Source organism: Herbidospora mongoliensis, from assembly GCF_001570545.1.
Classification (GTDB): Bacteria; Actinomycetota; Actinomycetes; order Streptosporangiales; family Streptosporangiaceae; genus Herbidospora; species Herbidospora mongoliensis.
Genome location: NZ_BBXD01000020.1, coordinates 273594 through 288254, shown reverse-complemented (window position 1 = coordinate 288254; position 14661 = coordinate 273594). Strand labels below are relative to the sequence as shown.

13 protein-coding genes and 1 rRNA gene are annotated in these 14661 nt (G+C 69.3%); 3 read left to right on the top strand and 11 right to left on the bottom strand.

Features of this window, described 5'->3' with window-relative positions:
* The 11 genes from AW272_RS30580 to argC all read right to left on the bottom strand — a co-directional run.
* Nucleotides 1-487 (bottom strand): 16S ribosomal RNA (locus AW272_RS30580); the annotation flags it as partial.
* A 504-nt stretch (nt 488-991) separates the two neighbouring features.
* Nucleotides 992-1846, bottom strand: a complete 855-nt coding sequence (locus AW272_RS30575; RefSeq protein WP_066372552.1) for a tetratricopeptide repeat protein — start codon at nt 1844-1846, stop codon at nt 992-994.
* A gap of 86 nt (nt 1847-1932) precedes the next feature.
* Nucleotides 1933-3192 carry a tyrosine--tRNA ligase gene (tyrS, locus tag AW272_RS30570; RefSeq protein WP_066372550.1) on the bottom strand — a complete coding sequence of 420 codons (1260 nt, stop codon included), beginning with the start codon at nt 3190-3192 and terminating at the stop codon, nt 1933-1935.
* 76 nt (nt 3193-3268) lie between these two features.
* On the bottom strand, nt 3269-3874 hold the full coding sequence (locus AW272_RS30565; protein WP_066372547.1) for a DNA-3-methyladenine glycosylase: 606 nt from the start codon (nt 3872-3874) through the stop codon (nt 3269-3271).
* On the bottom strand, nt 3856-5304 hold the full coding sequence (gene argH / locus AW272_RS30560) for an argininosuccinate lyase (RefSeq protein WP_066372544.1): 1449 nt from the start codon (nt 5302-5304) through the stop codon (nt 3856-3858). The genes AW272_RS30565 and argH overlap by 19 nt, the downstream gene beginning before the upstream one ends.
* A gap of 32 nt (nt 5305-5336) precedes the next feature.
* On the bottom strand, nt 5337-5852 hold the full coding sequence (locus tag AW272_RS30555; RefSeq protein ID WP_066372538.1) for an arginine repressor: 516 nt from the start codon (nt 5850-5852) through the stop codon (nt 5337-5339).
* Complete coding sequence (gene argF / locus AW272_RS30550) at nt 5849-6766, bottom strand: ornithine carbamoyltransferase (RefSeq protein WP_066372536.1); 918 nt, start codon at nt 6764-6766, stop codon at nt 5849-5851. The genes AW272_RS30555 and argF overlap by 4 nt, the downstream gene beginning before the upstream one ends.
* Nucleotides 6759-7931, bottom strand: a complete 1173-nt coding sequence (locus AW272_RS30545; RefSeq protein WP_066372535.1) for an acetylornithine transaminase — start codon at nt 7929-7931, stop codon at nt 6759-6761. The genes argF and AW272_RS30545 overlap by 8 nt, the downstream gene beginning before the upstream one ends.
* Nucleotides 7928-8809, bottom strand: coding sequence for an acetylglutamate kinase (gene argB / locus AW272_RS30540; protein WP_066372533.1), 882 nt, complete (start codon nt 8807-8809; stop codon nt 7928-7930). The genes AW272_RS30545 and argB overlap by 4 nt, the downstream gene beginning before the upstream one ends.
* Nucleotides 8806-9957, bottom strand: a complete 1152-nt coding sequence (gene argJ / locus AW272_RS30535) for a bifunctional glutamate N-acetyltransferase/amino-acid acetyltransferase ArgJ (RefSeq protein ID WP_066372531.1) — start codon at nt 9955-9957, stop codon at nt 8806-8808. The genes argB and argJ overlap by 4 nt, the downstream gene beginning before the upstream one ends.
* Before the next feature lie 31 nt (nt 9958-9988).
* Nucleotides 9989-11035, bottom strand: coding sequence for an N-acetyl-gamma-glutamyl-phosphate reductase (gene argC / locus AW272_RS30530; protein ID WP_439649169.1), 1047 nt, complete (start codon nt 11033-11035; stop codon nt 9989-9991).
* A gap of 161 nt (nt 11036-11196) precedes the next feature.
* Between argC and AW272_RS30525 the strand changes: the two genes are divergently transcribed.
* The 3 genes from AW272_RS30525 to AW272_RS30515 all read left to right on the top strand — a co-directional run bounded on the left by AW272_RS30525 (nt 11197) and on the right by AW272_RS30515 (nt 14644).
* On the top strand, nt 11197-12834 hold the full coding sequence (locus AW272_RS30525; RefSeq protein ID WP_066372528.1) for a class I adenylate-forming enzyme family protein: 1638 nt from the start codon (nt 11197-11199) through the stop codon (nt 12832-12834).
* Nucleotides 12835-12955: 121 nt separating this feature from the next.
* Nucleotides 12956-13303, top strand: coding sequence for a nuclear transport factor 2 family protein (locus AW272_RS30520; protein WP_066372526.1), 348 nt, complete (start codon nt 12956-12958; stop codon nt 13301-13303).
* A 45-nt stretch (nt 13304-13348) separates the two neighbouring features.
* Nucleotides 13349-14644, top strand: a complete 1296-nt coding sequence (locus AW272_RS30515; RefSeq protein WP_245657801.1) for an MFS transporter — start codon at nt 13349-13351, stop codon at nt 14642-14644.
* The last annotated feature ends 17 nt before the right edge of the window (nt 14645-14661 follow it).

Here is a 14661-nt window from a genome sequence, read left to right as displayed (position 1 = left end):
GGCACGTAGTTAGCCGGCGCTTCTTCTGCAGGTACACGTCAACTTCGTCCCTGCTGAAAGAGGTTTACAACCCGAAGGCCGTCATCCCCCACGCGGCGTCGCTGCGTCAGGCTTTCGCCCATTGCGCAATATTCCCCACTGCTGCCTCCCGTAGGAGTCTGGGCCGTGTCTCAGTCCCAGTGTGGCCGGTCGCCCTCTCAGGCCGGCTACCCGTCGTCGCCTTGGTAGGCCACTACCCCACCAACAAGCTGATAGGCCGCGAGTCCATCCCTGACCGAAAAACTTTCCACATCCATCTCATGCGAGAAGACGTCATATCCGGTATTAGACCCAGTTTCCCAGGCTTATCCCAGAGTCAGGGGCAGGTTACTCACGTGTTACTCACCCGTTCGCCGCTCGAGTACCCCGAAGGGCCTTTCCGCTCGACTTGCATGTGTTAAGCACGCCGCCAGCGTTCGTCCTGAGCCAGGATCAAACTCTCCAAAAGATGTCTTCAGAGAATTTTCCCGGCTGACATAATGTCAACCAAAGGAATCCGTCATAAATGACGGGGTTTGTGCATCATGCACTGGCTTTTAGCACACTGTTGAGTTCTCAAGAAACGCACACGTCTGCCCACAAGAACTTGCTGGGCGGTGTTTTAACTCTACCGCACTTCCCGATCAGATTTGACCGGAGCGGACCGGGCCGTTTCTGGCCCAACCCTTCAAGCTTAGCTTAGCATCTCTCCGGTGTCTAGTCGCCGTTTCCGGCGATCTTGACTCGGTGGGATGTCCCTGGGTTCCGGCTGCTGCCGTTTCCCGGGGCGAAGAGAACATTAGGCAACCTGGAACCTCGCGTCAAATCAGCGTTCACGCGGCGTTTCTGCAGGTCAGAGCCACCATTTAAGGCCCGCATGACCGCAGGGACACGCGACTGTTACCCGTGTCACATTTCCTTCAGGCAGATTCAGCGCGAGCCACAGCCAGCCTTCGGCCGTCTGCGTCTCGCTTCACGCGACCCGGAGTTCCGCGGCTTTCGCCAGGTCAGCGGTGGCGTCTTCCGACGAGTCCGACGCGTCGGTCACCTGGTAGACCTCCGCCCTGACCTCGTACACCTCGGGAGAATCAGGTGACAGGGCGGCGGCGAGGAAGCAGTCGGCGAGCGCCGCGAGCGGGTCCCCGAGCGCCAGGTTGGCGCGGGCGCGGAGCAGATGGACGCGATGCGGCTCCGCTGTGGCGGAAGGGCCGCCGAGGCCGAAGAAGCCGGCCGGTCCGGTGAGGATGACCTCGTCGCAGGCCGCCACCGCCAGGGCCGCCTGGCCGAGGACGAGCAGGCATTCCGCCCGGTCCACGCGGGCGTCGCCGTCGTAGGACTCGGCGAAGGTCGACACGTCGAAGTCGGCCAGCGCTTCCGCCGGGCGGCCCAGGGCGAGGAAGATCCGGCCGCGGACCGCGTGGGCGCTCGTGAACGCCGAGTCGAGCAGCAGTGCGCGTTCGGTGTCGGCCCAGGCGCCCTGGAGGTCGCCGCCGAGGCAGCGGGGCATCGCGCGGGCGGTGTAGGCGGCCGCGGTCAGGCGGAAGACCAGCGACTGCGTGGCGGCGATCTCCGCGGCGGCGTGCTCACCGAGGCGGCAGTACAGGACCGCGCGGCGGCAGTGGGCGGCGGCCAGGTCCTCTTCCGGAAGGTCTCCGGTCACCGCCACGGTCAGCTCCGCGAGCGCGGTGCGGTGATCGTGGGCGGTGCCGTAGGCGATGCCGCGGCGCAGCCGCAGGGCCGGGGAGGGGTCGCCGCCGGCGAGAAGGCGGTTGCATTCGACGAGCTCGGCCATCGCCGGGCCGAGCGTCGCCACATTTCGGTCGAACATGCGCTCACCTATCGTCGCTGGTGGGGAGGGGTGCAGCAACAATAGGCCGGAGCATGGAGAAGTTCTGTGTACGAATTCACACAGGACTAGGCGATCTCGACGCCCCCCAGCGTCTTCTTGCCGCGCCGGAGCACCAGGAAGCGCCCGTGCAGCAGGTCGTCAGAGCCCGGGACGAAGTCCTCGTCGGTGACCTTGACGTTGTTGAGGTAGGCGCCGCCCTCCTTGATGGCGCGGCGCGCCTCCGACTTCGACTTGGCCAGGCCGCTTTCGGCCAGGAGGTCGACGTAGGACGTACCGAGAGAGGCCTTGGCCTTGGGGACCTCGGCCAGGGCGGCGGCGAGCGTCGCGGCGTCGAGATCCTGGATGGAGCCCTGACCGAACAGCGCCTTGGACGCCTCGACGGCGCGGGTGACCTCGTCGGCGCCGTGGACCAGCGTGGTCAGCTCCTCGGCCAGCGCGCGCTGGGCCTCGCGGGCGAACGGGCGCTCGGCCACCGAGACCTCCAGCTCCTCGATGCGCTCACGGCTGAGGAAGGTGAAGACCTTGAGGAAGCGGATCACGTCGCGGTCGTCGGCGTTCAGCCAGTATTGGTAGAACGCGTAGGGCGAGGTCAGCGCCGGGTCGAGCCAGATGGAGCCACCGGCGGTCTTGCCGAACTTGGTGCCGTCGGACTTGGTGATCAGCTTGCCGGTGTAGGCGTGGGTGTGGGCACCCTCGACGCGCCTGATCAGGTCGGTTCCGGCGGTGATGTTGCCCCACTGGTCGCTGCCGCCGACCTGGAGCGTGCAGCCGTTGCGGCGGTAGAGCTCCAGGTAGTCGTTGGCCTGCAGGATCTGGTAGCTGAACTCGGTGTAGCTGAGACCCTCACCGGCCAGGCGCGCCGAGACGGACTCGCGGCCGAGCATGCGGTTCACCGGGAAGTGCTTGCCGATGTCGCGCAGGAAGTCGATGGCCGACATCTCGGACGTCCAGTCGAGGTTGGACACCATCGTGGCGGCGTTGTCGCCCTCGAAGGACAGGAATCGCTCCAGCTGGACGCGGATCCGGCTGACCCAGTCGGCGACGACGTCTTCGCTGTTCAGAGACCGTTCGGTGCTACGCCCCGAGGGGTCGCCGATGAGACCGGTGGCGCCGCCGACCAGGCCGATCGGCTTGTGGCCGGCCCGCTGGAAGCGGGTCAGGATGAGCAGGGTGGCCAGGTTGCCGACGTGGAGCGACGGAGCCGTCGGGTCGAACCCCGAATAGACCGTGACCGGGCCGTCTGCCAGCGCCTTGCGCAGCGCTTCGACGTCGGTGGTCTGCGCGGTCACATCGCGCCATTCGAGCTCATCGAGGATGTCGGTCACGGTTCCTGGCTTTCGCGTGAATAGGGCTGGTAGCCAAAACCCTATCGGCCGGTACGGGACCGCGTCGCCACGATAATCAGCGCCGGGGGACGTGAGCCCGGTAGGGCGACACCGTCGGATCGCCGTCGGCCCAGAAGCGCCAGGGCACATCGGCGCCGGTGGAGACACCGGTGCGCGGTCCTTCCATCACCTTGTCAGGTGGAACCCGCGAACCCTCGTACACGCCGATGTCTCCGGCGATGACGTCTTCGCCGTTGTGCTCCCGCCCGAACCCCATGGCTACTGCCAGCCGGGCGGGTCCCCGTGCCAGGTCGCGCGGCTTGACGGCCGGCCCGCGCCGCTCCGACGCCACGTCGAGCCCCTCGACGATCTCCCCCGCCCGCAGCAGCACCCCCGAGCCCGTTCCCGGCGGCAGGCAGGTGAAGTTGGCGCAGTAATGCATCCCGTACGTGAAGTAGACGTAGAGATGCCCCGGCGGCCCGAACATGACCGCGTTGCGCGGTGTCATCCCCCGGTAGGTGTGGGAGGCCGGGTCCTGGCCGGGGAGCCCGTAGGCCTCCATCTCCGTGATGCGCAGCGCGACCGGCCCATGGACGACCACCCTCCCCAGCAGGGAGGGCGCCACCTCATGGGCCGGCCGGTCGAAGAAGGACCGGTCGAGTTTCAGGCCCCAGTCGCCCATGCGGCCTGGGCGTCGACGAGTTCCCGCAGCGTGGCGAGCTGGTCGCGGACCCGGTCGGGCGCGGTGCCGCCGTGCGCCTTGCGGGCGGCCAGCGCGCCGGGCACGCTCAGCACGTCACGGACGTCGGGCGTGAAGTGCGGTGAGACCTTGAGGAGTTCCTCGTCGGTCAGGTCGCCGAGGTCCTTGTCGTTGACCTGGCACCACACGACGAGATGCCCGACGGCCTCGTGGGCGTCGCGGAAGGCGACCCCCTTGCGGACCAGCAGTTCGGCCAGGTCGGTGGCGAGGGCGAACCCGTCGGGCGCGCTCGACTCCAGCCGCGACTTGTTGACCCGCATCGTGGAGACGAGACCCGCGACCGCCGGCAGCACTAGGTTGAGCGTGTCGACCGCGTCGAACACGGGCTCCTTGTCTTCCTGGAGGTCCCGGTTGTAGGTGAGCGGAAGGCCCTTCAGCGTGGTCAGCATCGTCATGAGCGCGCCGATGAGCCGCCCTGACTTACCTCGCGCCAGCTCGGCCACGTCGGGGTTCTTCTTCTGGGGCATGATCGACGAGCCGGTCGAGTAGGCGTCGTCCATCTCGATCCAGCGGAACTCCTGCGAGGCCCACAGGACGATCTCCTCGCCCAGCCGCGACAGGTGGATGCCGATCATCGCCGCGTCGAAGAGGAACTCGGCCGCGAAGTCGCGGTCGGAGACGGCGTCCATCGAGTTGGGCGCCGCCGAGTCGAAGCCCAGCTCCGCCGCGACGGCGATCGGGTCGAGCGGCAGCGAGGAGCCGGCCAGCGCGCCCGAGCCCAGCGGGGAGACGGCCGCGCGCTTGTCCCAGTCGCGCAGGCGGTCGATGTCGCGGGTCAGCGGGTGCACGTGGGCCAGCAGCTGGTGCCCGAACGACACCGGCTGGGCGTGCTGGAGATGGGTCATGCCGGGGGCGGCCGTGTCGGCGTGCTCCTCGGCCTGGCTCATCAGGGCCGTCTCCAGTTCGACGACGCGGGACACGATGGTCCGCACGTGGTCGCGCAGGTAGAGGCGCAGGTCGGTGGCGATCTGGTCGTTGCGGGAGCGCCCGGCGCGGAGCTTGCCGCCGAGGCTGCCGAGGCGCTCGAGCAGACCACGTTCGAGAGCGGTGTGGACGTCTTCGTCGGCGATCGTCGGGCGGAAGTCGCCGGTCTTGCAGGCGGCCTCCAGATCGTCGATCGCGGCCAGCATGCGGCCCAGTTCGTCGTTGGTGAGCAGACCGGCCCGGTTCAGCACACGGGCATGGGCGCGGGACGCCATCAGGTCATACGGCACCAGCCGCCAGTCGAAGTGAACGCTCACCGACAGGCGGGTCAGCGCGTCGGCCGGCCCCCCTTCGAAACGGCCACCCCACAACCGCATCGGCTTCCGTTCCGAGCTCACCGCAAACGCCCACCCTTCGAATCCGTTCATATCCAATCGGCGACCTTAGCCGATGGCAGAGGTCACTGGTCTTTGTTGCGCGCCGTAAGGCGCAGGAACGCCGCCGCCAGCGCGTCGCCGCCCAGCGGATCCCGGCTGATCACCAGGATCGTGTCGTCGCCGGCGACCGTGCCCAGCACCGAGTGCCAGCCCGCGTGATCGATCGCGGAGGCCAGGAACTGCGCCGCACCCGGCGGGGTGCGGAGGATCAGCATGTTCGCCGACGCCTCGGCCGACACGAGGAGTTCCTCGGCGTGCCTGCGCAGCCGGGCCTCCGGCTGTTCGGTGAACAGGGTGGTCCGGTAGATCGGGATCCGCTCGCCGCCCTCGCCCGGGACCGCGTAGACGAGAGTGCCGTCGTCGGTGCGGAGTTTCAGGGCGCCCAGTTCGTCGAGGTCGCGCGACAGGGTCGCCTGGGTGACCTCGACGCCGCTCTCGGCCAGCAGGCGGGCCAGTTCGGGCTGCGACCTGACCTTGTTGCGGGTCAGCAGCTCGACGATCTTGGCGTGCCTGGCGGCCTTGGTGAGCGGGATGGTCATCGGGTCGCCAGCCAGTGGAGCAGGGCCTTCTGGGCATGGAGACGGTTCTCGGCCTCGTCCCAGACGGCGCTGCGCGGGCCGTCGATCACGTCGGCGGAGATCTCCAGGCCGCGGTAGGCGGGCAGGCAGTGCAGCACGATCGCGTCGGAGGCCGCCAGGGCGACCAGGTTGGCGTTGAGCTGGTAGGGCGTCAGGGCGGCGACGCGGGCGTCCTTGCCGTCCTGGCCCATGCTGATCCACGTGTCGGTGGCCAGGACGTCGGCCCCCGAGGCGGCGGTAAGCGGGTCGTTGAGGATCTCCACCGATCCCCCGGTCTCCGAGGCGATCCGCCTTGCCTCCTCGACCACCGAGGCCAGCGGCGCGTACTCCACAGGTGTCGCGATCCGCACGTGCATCCCGGCCGTGGCGCCGCCCAGCAGGTAGGAGTGGGCCATGTTGTTGGCGCCGTCGCCGAAGTAGGCGAGCGTGATCCCCGACAGGCCGCCCCGGCGTTCACGCACGGTGAGCAGGTCGGCCAGGACCTGGCACGGGTGGAACTCGTCCGTCAGCGCGTTCACCACCGGCACCCGGCTGGCCGAGGCCATCGCCTCGACGCGTTCCTGGCCGGCGGTCCGCCACACGATCGCCGCGCACTGGCGGTCGAGCACGCGCGCGGTGTCCTCGATCGGTTCGCCCCGGCCCATCTGGGAGGTGCCCAGGTCCATGATCAGCGGGTTGCCGCCGAGTTCGGCGATGCCGACCGCGAAGGAGATGCGCGTGCGGGTGGACGGCTTGTCGAACAGGACGGCGACCGTCTGGGGGCCCTCGAAGGGGCGGTGGCCGTACCGGTCCTTCTTCATGGCCTCGGCCAGGTCGAGGACCTCGGCCTGCTCGGCGGGCGACAGATCGTCGTCCCGCAGGAAGTGTCTAGCCATCTGCGGCCTCATCCAGGATCGACGGGAACGCGGTCAGGAAACTCTGGACCTGCGCTGAGGTGATCACGAGCGGCGGTGCGAGCCGGATCGCGTCGGGTTGCAGGGCGTTGACCAGGAAGCCGGCGCGCTGGGCGGCGGCCTGGACCTGGGCGCTCCTGTCTTCGGTGAGAACGGTGGCGAGCCACAGTCCCCTTCCCCGGACCCCCTTCAGCAGGGGGTGGGAGATCGCTTCGAGGCCTTCGCGCAGCTCGGCCGCGACCGTCCGCACGTGGTCCAGGTCGACGTTGTCCAGTACGGCCAGGGCCGCCGCGCACGACACGGCGTTGCCGCCGAAGGTCGAGCCGTGGTCGCCCTTCTCGAAGATCGTCCCGGCTGGGCCGAAGCCGATGCAGGCGCCGATCGGGAGGCCGCCGCCCAGGCCCTTGGCCAGGGTGAGGATGTCGGGCAGGTAGCCGTCGGCCTGGTGGGCGAACCAGTGGCCGGTGCGGCCGATCGCCGACTGGATCTCGTCGGCGACCAGGAGAGCGCCGTGGGAAGAGGTGATCTCGCGGGCCCTGGCCATGTAGCCGTCGGGGGGCGGGACGACTCCGGCCTCGCCTTGTGTGGGCTCCAGGAACACGGCTGCGCAGTCGCCGTCGACGGCTTCGGCCAGGGCGTCCGCATCGCCGTACGGAACAAATCGGACATCGAGCGGGAACGGCCCGAACTGATCGCGGATCGACGGCTTGCCGGTCAGCGACAGCGCGCCCAGAGTCCGGCCGTGGAAGCCCATCTCGGCGGCCACGAAGGAGGTCCGGCCGGTCTGCTTGCCGTATTTGATCGCCAGCTTCAGCGCGGCCTCGTTGGCCTCGGTGCCCGAGTTGGCGAAGAAGACACGGCCCGGCGCCTTCAGCAGGCCCAGCAGCTTCTCGGCCAGTTCGACCTCGCGCGGGTGCACGATCAGGTTCGAGGTGTGGGCCAGCGTCGCGACCTGCTTCGAGACCGCCTCGACGAGCGCCGGGTGGGCGTGGCCGAGCGAGCTGACCGCGATGCCGCCGAACATGTCGAGGTATTCGGTGCCGTCGACGCCCCAGACCACGGAGCCCTCGCCGCGCTCCAGCGCGACCGGGGGCACTCCGTAGTTCGGCATGAACGCCGCCTCGAACCGGTCGAACAGGCTGGTCATGGGGTGACTCCTTCGTCGGGCCGGACCATCGTGCCGATGCCCTCGTCGGTGAAGATCTCCGTCAGCAGTACGTGGGGCTGCCGCCCGTCGACCACATGGGCCTGGGGCACTCCCCCTTGGACGGCGTGCAGGCAGGCCTCCATCTTGGGGACCATGCCGCTGGACAGACCGGGCAGCATGGCCGCCAGCTCCGAAGCGGAGATCTGCCGGATGACCTTGTCGCTGGCGGGCCAGTCGGCGTACAGGCCCTCGACGTCGGTGAGGACCACGAGCTTGGCCGCGCCGAGAGCGGTGGCCAGCGCGGCGGCCGCGGTGTCGGCATTGACGTTGTAGATCTGTCCGTCGTCGCCGCGGGCGATCGACGAGACGACCGGAACCCGCCCGTCGGCCAGCAGAGCGTGCACCGCACCCGGGTTGACCTGGACGATCTCACCGACCTGACCGATGTCGACCGGGATGCCGTCGACGATCGCGTGCTTGCGGACGGCGGTGAACAGGTGGGCGTCCTCTCCCGACAGGCCGACCGCGAACGGGCCGTGCCGGTTGATCAGCCCGACGACGTCGCGGTTGACCTTGCCGACCAGCACCATGCGGACGACCTGCATGGCCTCGGGGGTGGTCACCCGGAGCCCGGCGGTGAAGTGGGACGCGATGCCGTGCAGGTCGAGGGCCGCGTTGATCTGCGGCCCGCCGCCGTGCACGATCACCGGGCGCAGCCCGGCGTAGCGCAGGAAGACGATGTCGTCGGCGAACTTCTCGCGCAGGTGTTCCTCGGTCATGGCGTTGCCGCCGTATTTGATCACGACGACCGCGCCCTGGAACCGGGCCAGCCACGGCAGCGCCTCGATCAGCGCCTCGGACTTCTGGAGCGGGGTCATGAGCTGTACGCCGAGTTCTCGTGCACGTAGTCGGCCGTCAGGTCGGTCGTGTGGATGGTCGCCGAGTGGGGCCCCGCCGACAGGTCGGCGATGACGTGGATGTCGCGCGGGCGCAGGTCGACCTTGCCGCGGTCGTCGCCGGCCGCCCCGCCCCGGCAGATCCAGATGCCGTTGATCGCGACGTTCAGCCGCTCGGGCTCGAACTCGGCCTGGGTGGTGCCGATCGCGGCCAGGACGCGGCCCCAGTTGGGGTCTTCGCCGTGCATGGCGCATTTGAACAGGTTGCTGCGGGAGATGGCCCGGCCGACCTCGACCGCGTCGGCGACCGACGCCGCCCCGACGACCTCGATCGCGATGGCCTTGGAGGCGCCCTCGGCGTCGACGAGGAGCTGGCGGGCCAGGTCGGCGCAGACCTCGGTGAGCTTCTTGGTGAACTCGGCCAGGTCGGGCTTGACCCCGGTCGCGCCGCTGGCCAGCAGCAGGACGGTGTCGTTGGTCGACATGCAGCCGTCGGCGTCGAGCCGGTCGAAGGTGACCTCGGTGGCGGCGCGCAGCGCGGTGTCGCACTCCTCGGAGGTCAGGTCGGCGTCAGTGGTCAGCACCGACAACATCGTGGCCAGGGCGGGCGCGAGCATGCCGGCGCCCTTGGCCATGCCGCCGACCATGTAGCCGGCGCCCCGGCGGAAGGAGATCTTGCTGACCGTGTCGGTGGTGCGGATCGCGTCGGCCGCCGCCACCCCGCCGTCGCGGGAGAGCTGCCCGGCCGCGTCGACGACCCCGGCGAGCAGCGCGTCCATCGGGAGGCGCTCGCCGATGAGCCCGGTGGAGCAGACCACGATCTCGCCGGCGGAGTCGCCGATGACCTCGGCGACCTTCTCCGCGGTGGCGTGGGTGTCCTGGAACCCGGCGGGTCCGGTGCAGGCGTTGGCGCCGCCGGAGTTGAGCACGACGGCCTTGACCCGGCCGCCGCTGACGACCTGCTGCGACCAGATCACCGGGGCGGCCTTCACGCGGTTGCGGGTGAAGACGGCCGCCGCCGAGCGCGAGGGTCCCTCGTTGACGACGAGGGCGAGGTCGCGGTGCTCGCCGGGCTTGATGCCGGCGTTGATCCCGACGGCCCGGAATCCCAGGGGGGCGGTCACGCTCATGACGGGGTCTCCTCAGCTCCAGAACCGGACATCACGGGCTCACCCCGGCGAAGGGGAGGCCAAGCTCTTCGGGCAGGCCGAGCGCGAGGTTGGCGCTCTGGATCGCGCCGCCCGCCGTGCCCTTCGTGAGGTTGTCGATCGCCGCGAGCGCGACGATCTTCCCCGCCCGCTGGTCGAGCGTGACCTGCAGGGCGGCCGTGTTGGCGCCCAGGGTCATCGCGGTCGACGGCCACACACCCTCGGGCAGCAGCGTCAGGAACGGCTCGTTCTTCACCGCTTCCTCGTACGCCTCCCGCAGCGACTCCGGCGTGGTCCCCGGCGCGGCCGGCACGACGCAGGTCGCCAGGATGCCGCGCGGCATGGGCGCGAGAGTGGGCGTGAACGACACCGTCACCGGTGCTTTGAAAACGGCCGAGAGGTTCTGCTCGATCTCCGGCGTGTGCCGGTGCACCCCGCCGACGCCGTAGGCGCTGACCGCGCCCATGACCTCGCTGCCCAGCAGGTTGGTCTTGGGCGACTTGCCCGCGCCGGAGGTGCCGCTCGCGGCGACCACGACGACGTCGGGCTCGGCCAGCCCCGCCGCGAAGGCGGGGAACAGCGCCAGCGTGGCGGTCGTCGGGTAGCAGCCCGGCACGGCGATGCGGGTGGCCTTCGCGAGCTTGTCGCGCTGGCCCGGCAGCTCGGGCAGGCCGTAGGGCCAGGTGCCGGCGTGGGTGCCGCCGTAGAACTCGACCCAGGCGGCCGGGTCGTCGAGCCGGAAGTCGGCGCCGCAGTCGACGATCAGGGTGTCGTCACCGAGTTGGGCCGCCAGTGCGGCCGACTCGCCGTGCGGCAGCGCCAGGAAGACGACGTCGTGGCCCGCGAGGGTCTCGCGGGTGGTCCGCTCGATGACCCTTCCGGCCAGCGGGACAAGATGGGGTTGGTGGGAGCCCAGCCGGGTGCCCGCGCTGGACGCGGCGGTGACCGCGCCGATCTCGATCTCCGGATGGCCGAGCAGCAGCCGGAGCAATTCGCCCCCGGCGTATCCGCTGGCGCCGGCGATGGCCGCCTTCATCCCGTCCCCCGTCACGTCTTGCATGTTCATGCAGTGGTTCACATTTTCTTGCTTCCTGAAGATTATGCATCGGTTGACATGATCATGCAAGCCAGGGTCCATTGTGCGGGATGACACCGAAGTGGTTCGAACGTTGTGAGGTGGTCCCTTGGACGCGTACCTACCGGTCGGTATCGTGACGTCTCGTGACGATCTCGCATGACCAGGCGCAGGCGGCGCTCACCGCCCCGGGGCAGCTCTTCGAGATGGCGGAGACTCCCGACGGCGGCCGGATCTGGAAGCACGCCCCGGCCACGTTCCGGGCCATGCTGGAGACCACGGCGTTCCACGGCGACAAGACTTTCGTCGTGTACGAGGACGAACGCCTCACCTACTCGGAGTTCTTCCACGCCACCGCGACGCTCGCCCACACGCTGAGCGAGTCGGGGATCGTCAAGGGCGACCGGGTGGCCATCGCGATGCGCAACTATCCGGAGTGGATCGTCTCGTTCGCCGCCGCGCTGTCGATCGGGGCCGTCGCGGTGCCGCTGAACGCCTGGTGGACGGCCTCGGAGCTGGAATACGCCCTGGCGGACTCCGGCTCGCGCCTGGTCATCACCGACGGCGAACGCGCCGGGCGGGTGGCCGGGACGGGCCTGCCGCTGATCGTCACCCGGCGAGGGGATTTCGAAGGCGGCCGCGACTGGGACTCCTTCGAGAAGCGGACCACGCTCCCCCCGGCCGAGATCTCCCCCGACGACCCGGCGACCATCTTCTACACCTCCGGCACGACCGGCCGGTCGAAGGGCGCCCTCGGGAGTCACCGCAATCTCGGGCAGGCGCCGATGACGGTGGCGTACGCGATGATGCGGGGCGTCGCCATGGCCGGCAAGGACCCGGCCGCCAGCGCGGGCCAGCGCCGCAACACCCTGCTCACCGTGCCGCTGTTCCACGTGACCGGGTGTTTCGCGGTGCTGATGACGACCCTGTTCACCGGCAGCGGCCTCGTGCTCATGTACAAGTGGGATCCCGGGCGCGCCCTGGAGCTCATCGAGCGCGAAGGCGTGACGACGATGAGCGGGGTGCCCACCAACGCGTGGCAGCTGATCTCCCACCCCTCTCTCGGCGAGCACGACATCTCCTCGCTGACCGCGATCTCCTACGGCGGCGCCCCCGCACCGCCGAAGCTGCTGGAGCGGATCACCGAACTGCTCCCGGACCGGGCCCCGACCAACGGCTACGGCATGACCGAGACGACCGCGCTGGCGATCTACAACAGCGGCCGCGAGTACGCCGCGCACCCCGACAGCATCGGCCGCCCGCTGGCGGTCGTCGACGTGAAGATCTGCGACCCCGCCGGAGTGGAACTGCCCCGGGGCCAGGTCGGCGAGATGTGCCTGCGCGGCCCGATCGTGATCATGGGCTACTGGAACCGGCCCGAGGCGACGGCCGAGGCGATCGTGGACGGCTGGCTGCACACCGGTGACCTCGCGCGGGTCGACGACGAGGGGTTCGTGTACATCGTCGACCGGGCCAAGGACATGGTGATCAGGGGCGGCGAGAACGTCTACTGCGCCGAGGTCGAGGCCGCCCTGTTCGAGCACCCGGCCATCGACGACGCGGCCGTGATCGGGATCCCCGACGACGAGCTCGGGGAGCGGGTGGGCGCGGTGGTGCGGATCACCAGTCCGGTCACCGCCGGGGACCTTCAGGCGTTCCTGCGGACGCGCCTGGCCGAGTTCAAGATCCCGACGACGTTCTGGTTCCACGACGAGGAGCTGCCGCGCAATCCCGGCGGGAAGATCCTCAAGACGGTGCTGCGCAGGCAGGTCCTGGGCGGGTGACCTAGGCTTTCGAACGGCGGGCTTACCGGCTGGGTCCTTGGCGCATGACCTGCGAGGTAATCGACGGTCCTCTCGCGTGGATGGGAACGTGAGGTCACTTCGACAGGAAAGGACCCACCCCATGACCGACTACGCCGCCATCGTCGACCGCAGCGTCATCGCCTGGAACGAGACGGACCCGGAGGCCCGCGCCAAGGCCGTCGCCGCCTCGTGGACCGAGACCGCCCGCTTCGCCGACCCCCTCGCCGACGTGACCGGCCACGACCAGATCAGCGCCTTCATCGGCCAGGTCCACCAGCAGTTCCCCGGCCTGCCCCTGACGCGTGGCGAGATCCTCGACGGCCACCACGACACGCTACGGTTCACCTGGACGATCGGGCCCGAGGGCGGCGAGCCGGTGGTCCGGGGTTATGACGTGCTCGTCCTCGACGGCGACCGCATCGCGCTCCAGTTGGGCTTCTTCGACTGAAAATCAGTTGCGTGTCTTTCGGGGAATCGACCACTCTGGCCGTTCGTGGTCAAAAGTTCGTTCGCCCTGCTGCGGCGCCTGAAGATGGACGTCAGCCCGCTCCGCTCCTCCCGCGATTTCCGCCTCCTGCTGGGATCGGCCGCGGTCACCATGTTCGGGTCGTTCATCACCCTGGTCGCGGTGCCGTACCAGATGAAGGAGCTCACGGGCTCCTACGTCGCGGTGGGTCTGGTGAGCGTGGCCGAGTTCGTCCCGATGGTCGTCTGCGGCCTGTGGGGCGGCGCCATCGCCGACTCGATGGACCGCCGCAAGATCATCATTTTCACGGAGATCGGCCTCTGCCTGACCGCGATCCTGCTGATGGTCAACGCCCTCCTCCCGAACCCCCAGATCTGGGTTCTGTACGTCGTGGGCGCCCTCACCGCCGGTCTGTACAGCGTGCGGGGTCCGAGTGAGCAGGCCACGATCAACCAGGTGCTCAAACTCGACCAGATGGGCGCCGCGTTCGCCATCCAGGGCCTGGTCAGAAGCGTGGGAGGGGTCGCCGGTCCGGCCCTGGGCGGCCTGATCGTCGTGTCGTTCGGCGTGGCCCTCTCCTATGGCATCAACGTGGCGACGTTCCTCATCTCGCTGATCATGCTGTTCCGGGTGGCCCCGATGGCCCGCCGGGCCGAGGTCAAGCAGCCGGCGTCCCTGGCCTCGCTCGTGGAAGGGGTCAGGTACGCCATCCGCCGCCCCGACCTGATGGGCACCTACGTGGTCGACATCGCGGCCATGTTCTTCGCGATGTCCAGCGCGCTCTACCCGTTCATGGCGGAACAGTTCGGCGGCGAACACGAACAGTTCGCGCTCGGGCTGCTCTACGCGTCGGCCGGAATCGGCTCGGTGCTGGCCTCGGTCACCTCGGGCTGGACGGCCCACGTGCACAGACACGGGCTGGGGGTGATCGTCGCGGCCCTGCTGTGGGGCGCGGCCGTCGCGGTGGCGTCGGTGATGCCCAACATCTGGCTGATGATCGTCTTCCTGACCCTGGCCGGTGGGGCGGACATGATCAGCGGCATCTTCCGGGGGACGATCTGGAACCAGACCATTCCGGACGAATACCGAGGGCGGCTGGCCGGGATCGAACTGCTGTCGTATTCCACCGGCCCGATGCTGGGCAACGCCCGCGCCAGCGCCATGGCGGAGCTGGGCGGGACCCGCTTCTCGCTGGGCGCGGGCGGGTTGCTGTGCATGGGCGGAGTGCTGGCGATGGCGGCGATCCTGCCGAAGTTCCGCAAGTACGACGCCCGCACCGACGAATACGCGGAAGCGCAACGGGTGGCCCGGGCTTCGGTGTGACCGTTTCGGCCAAGATG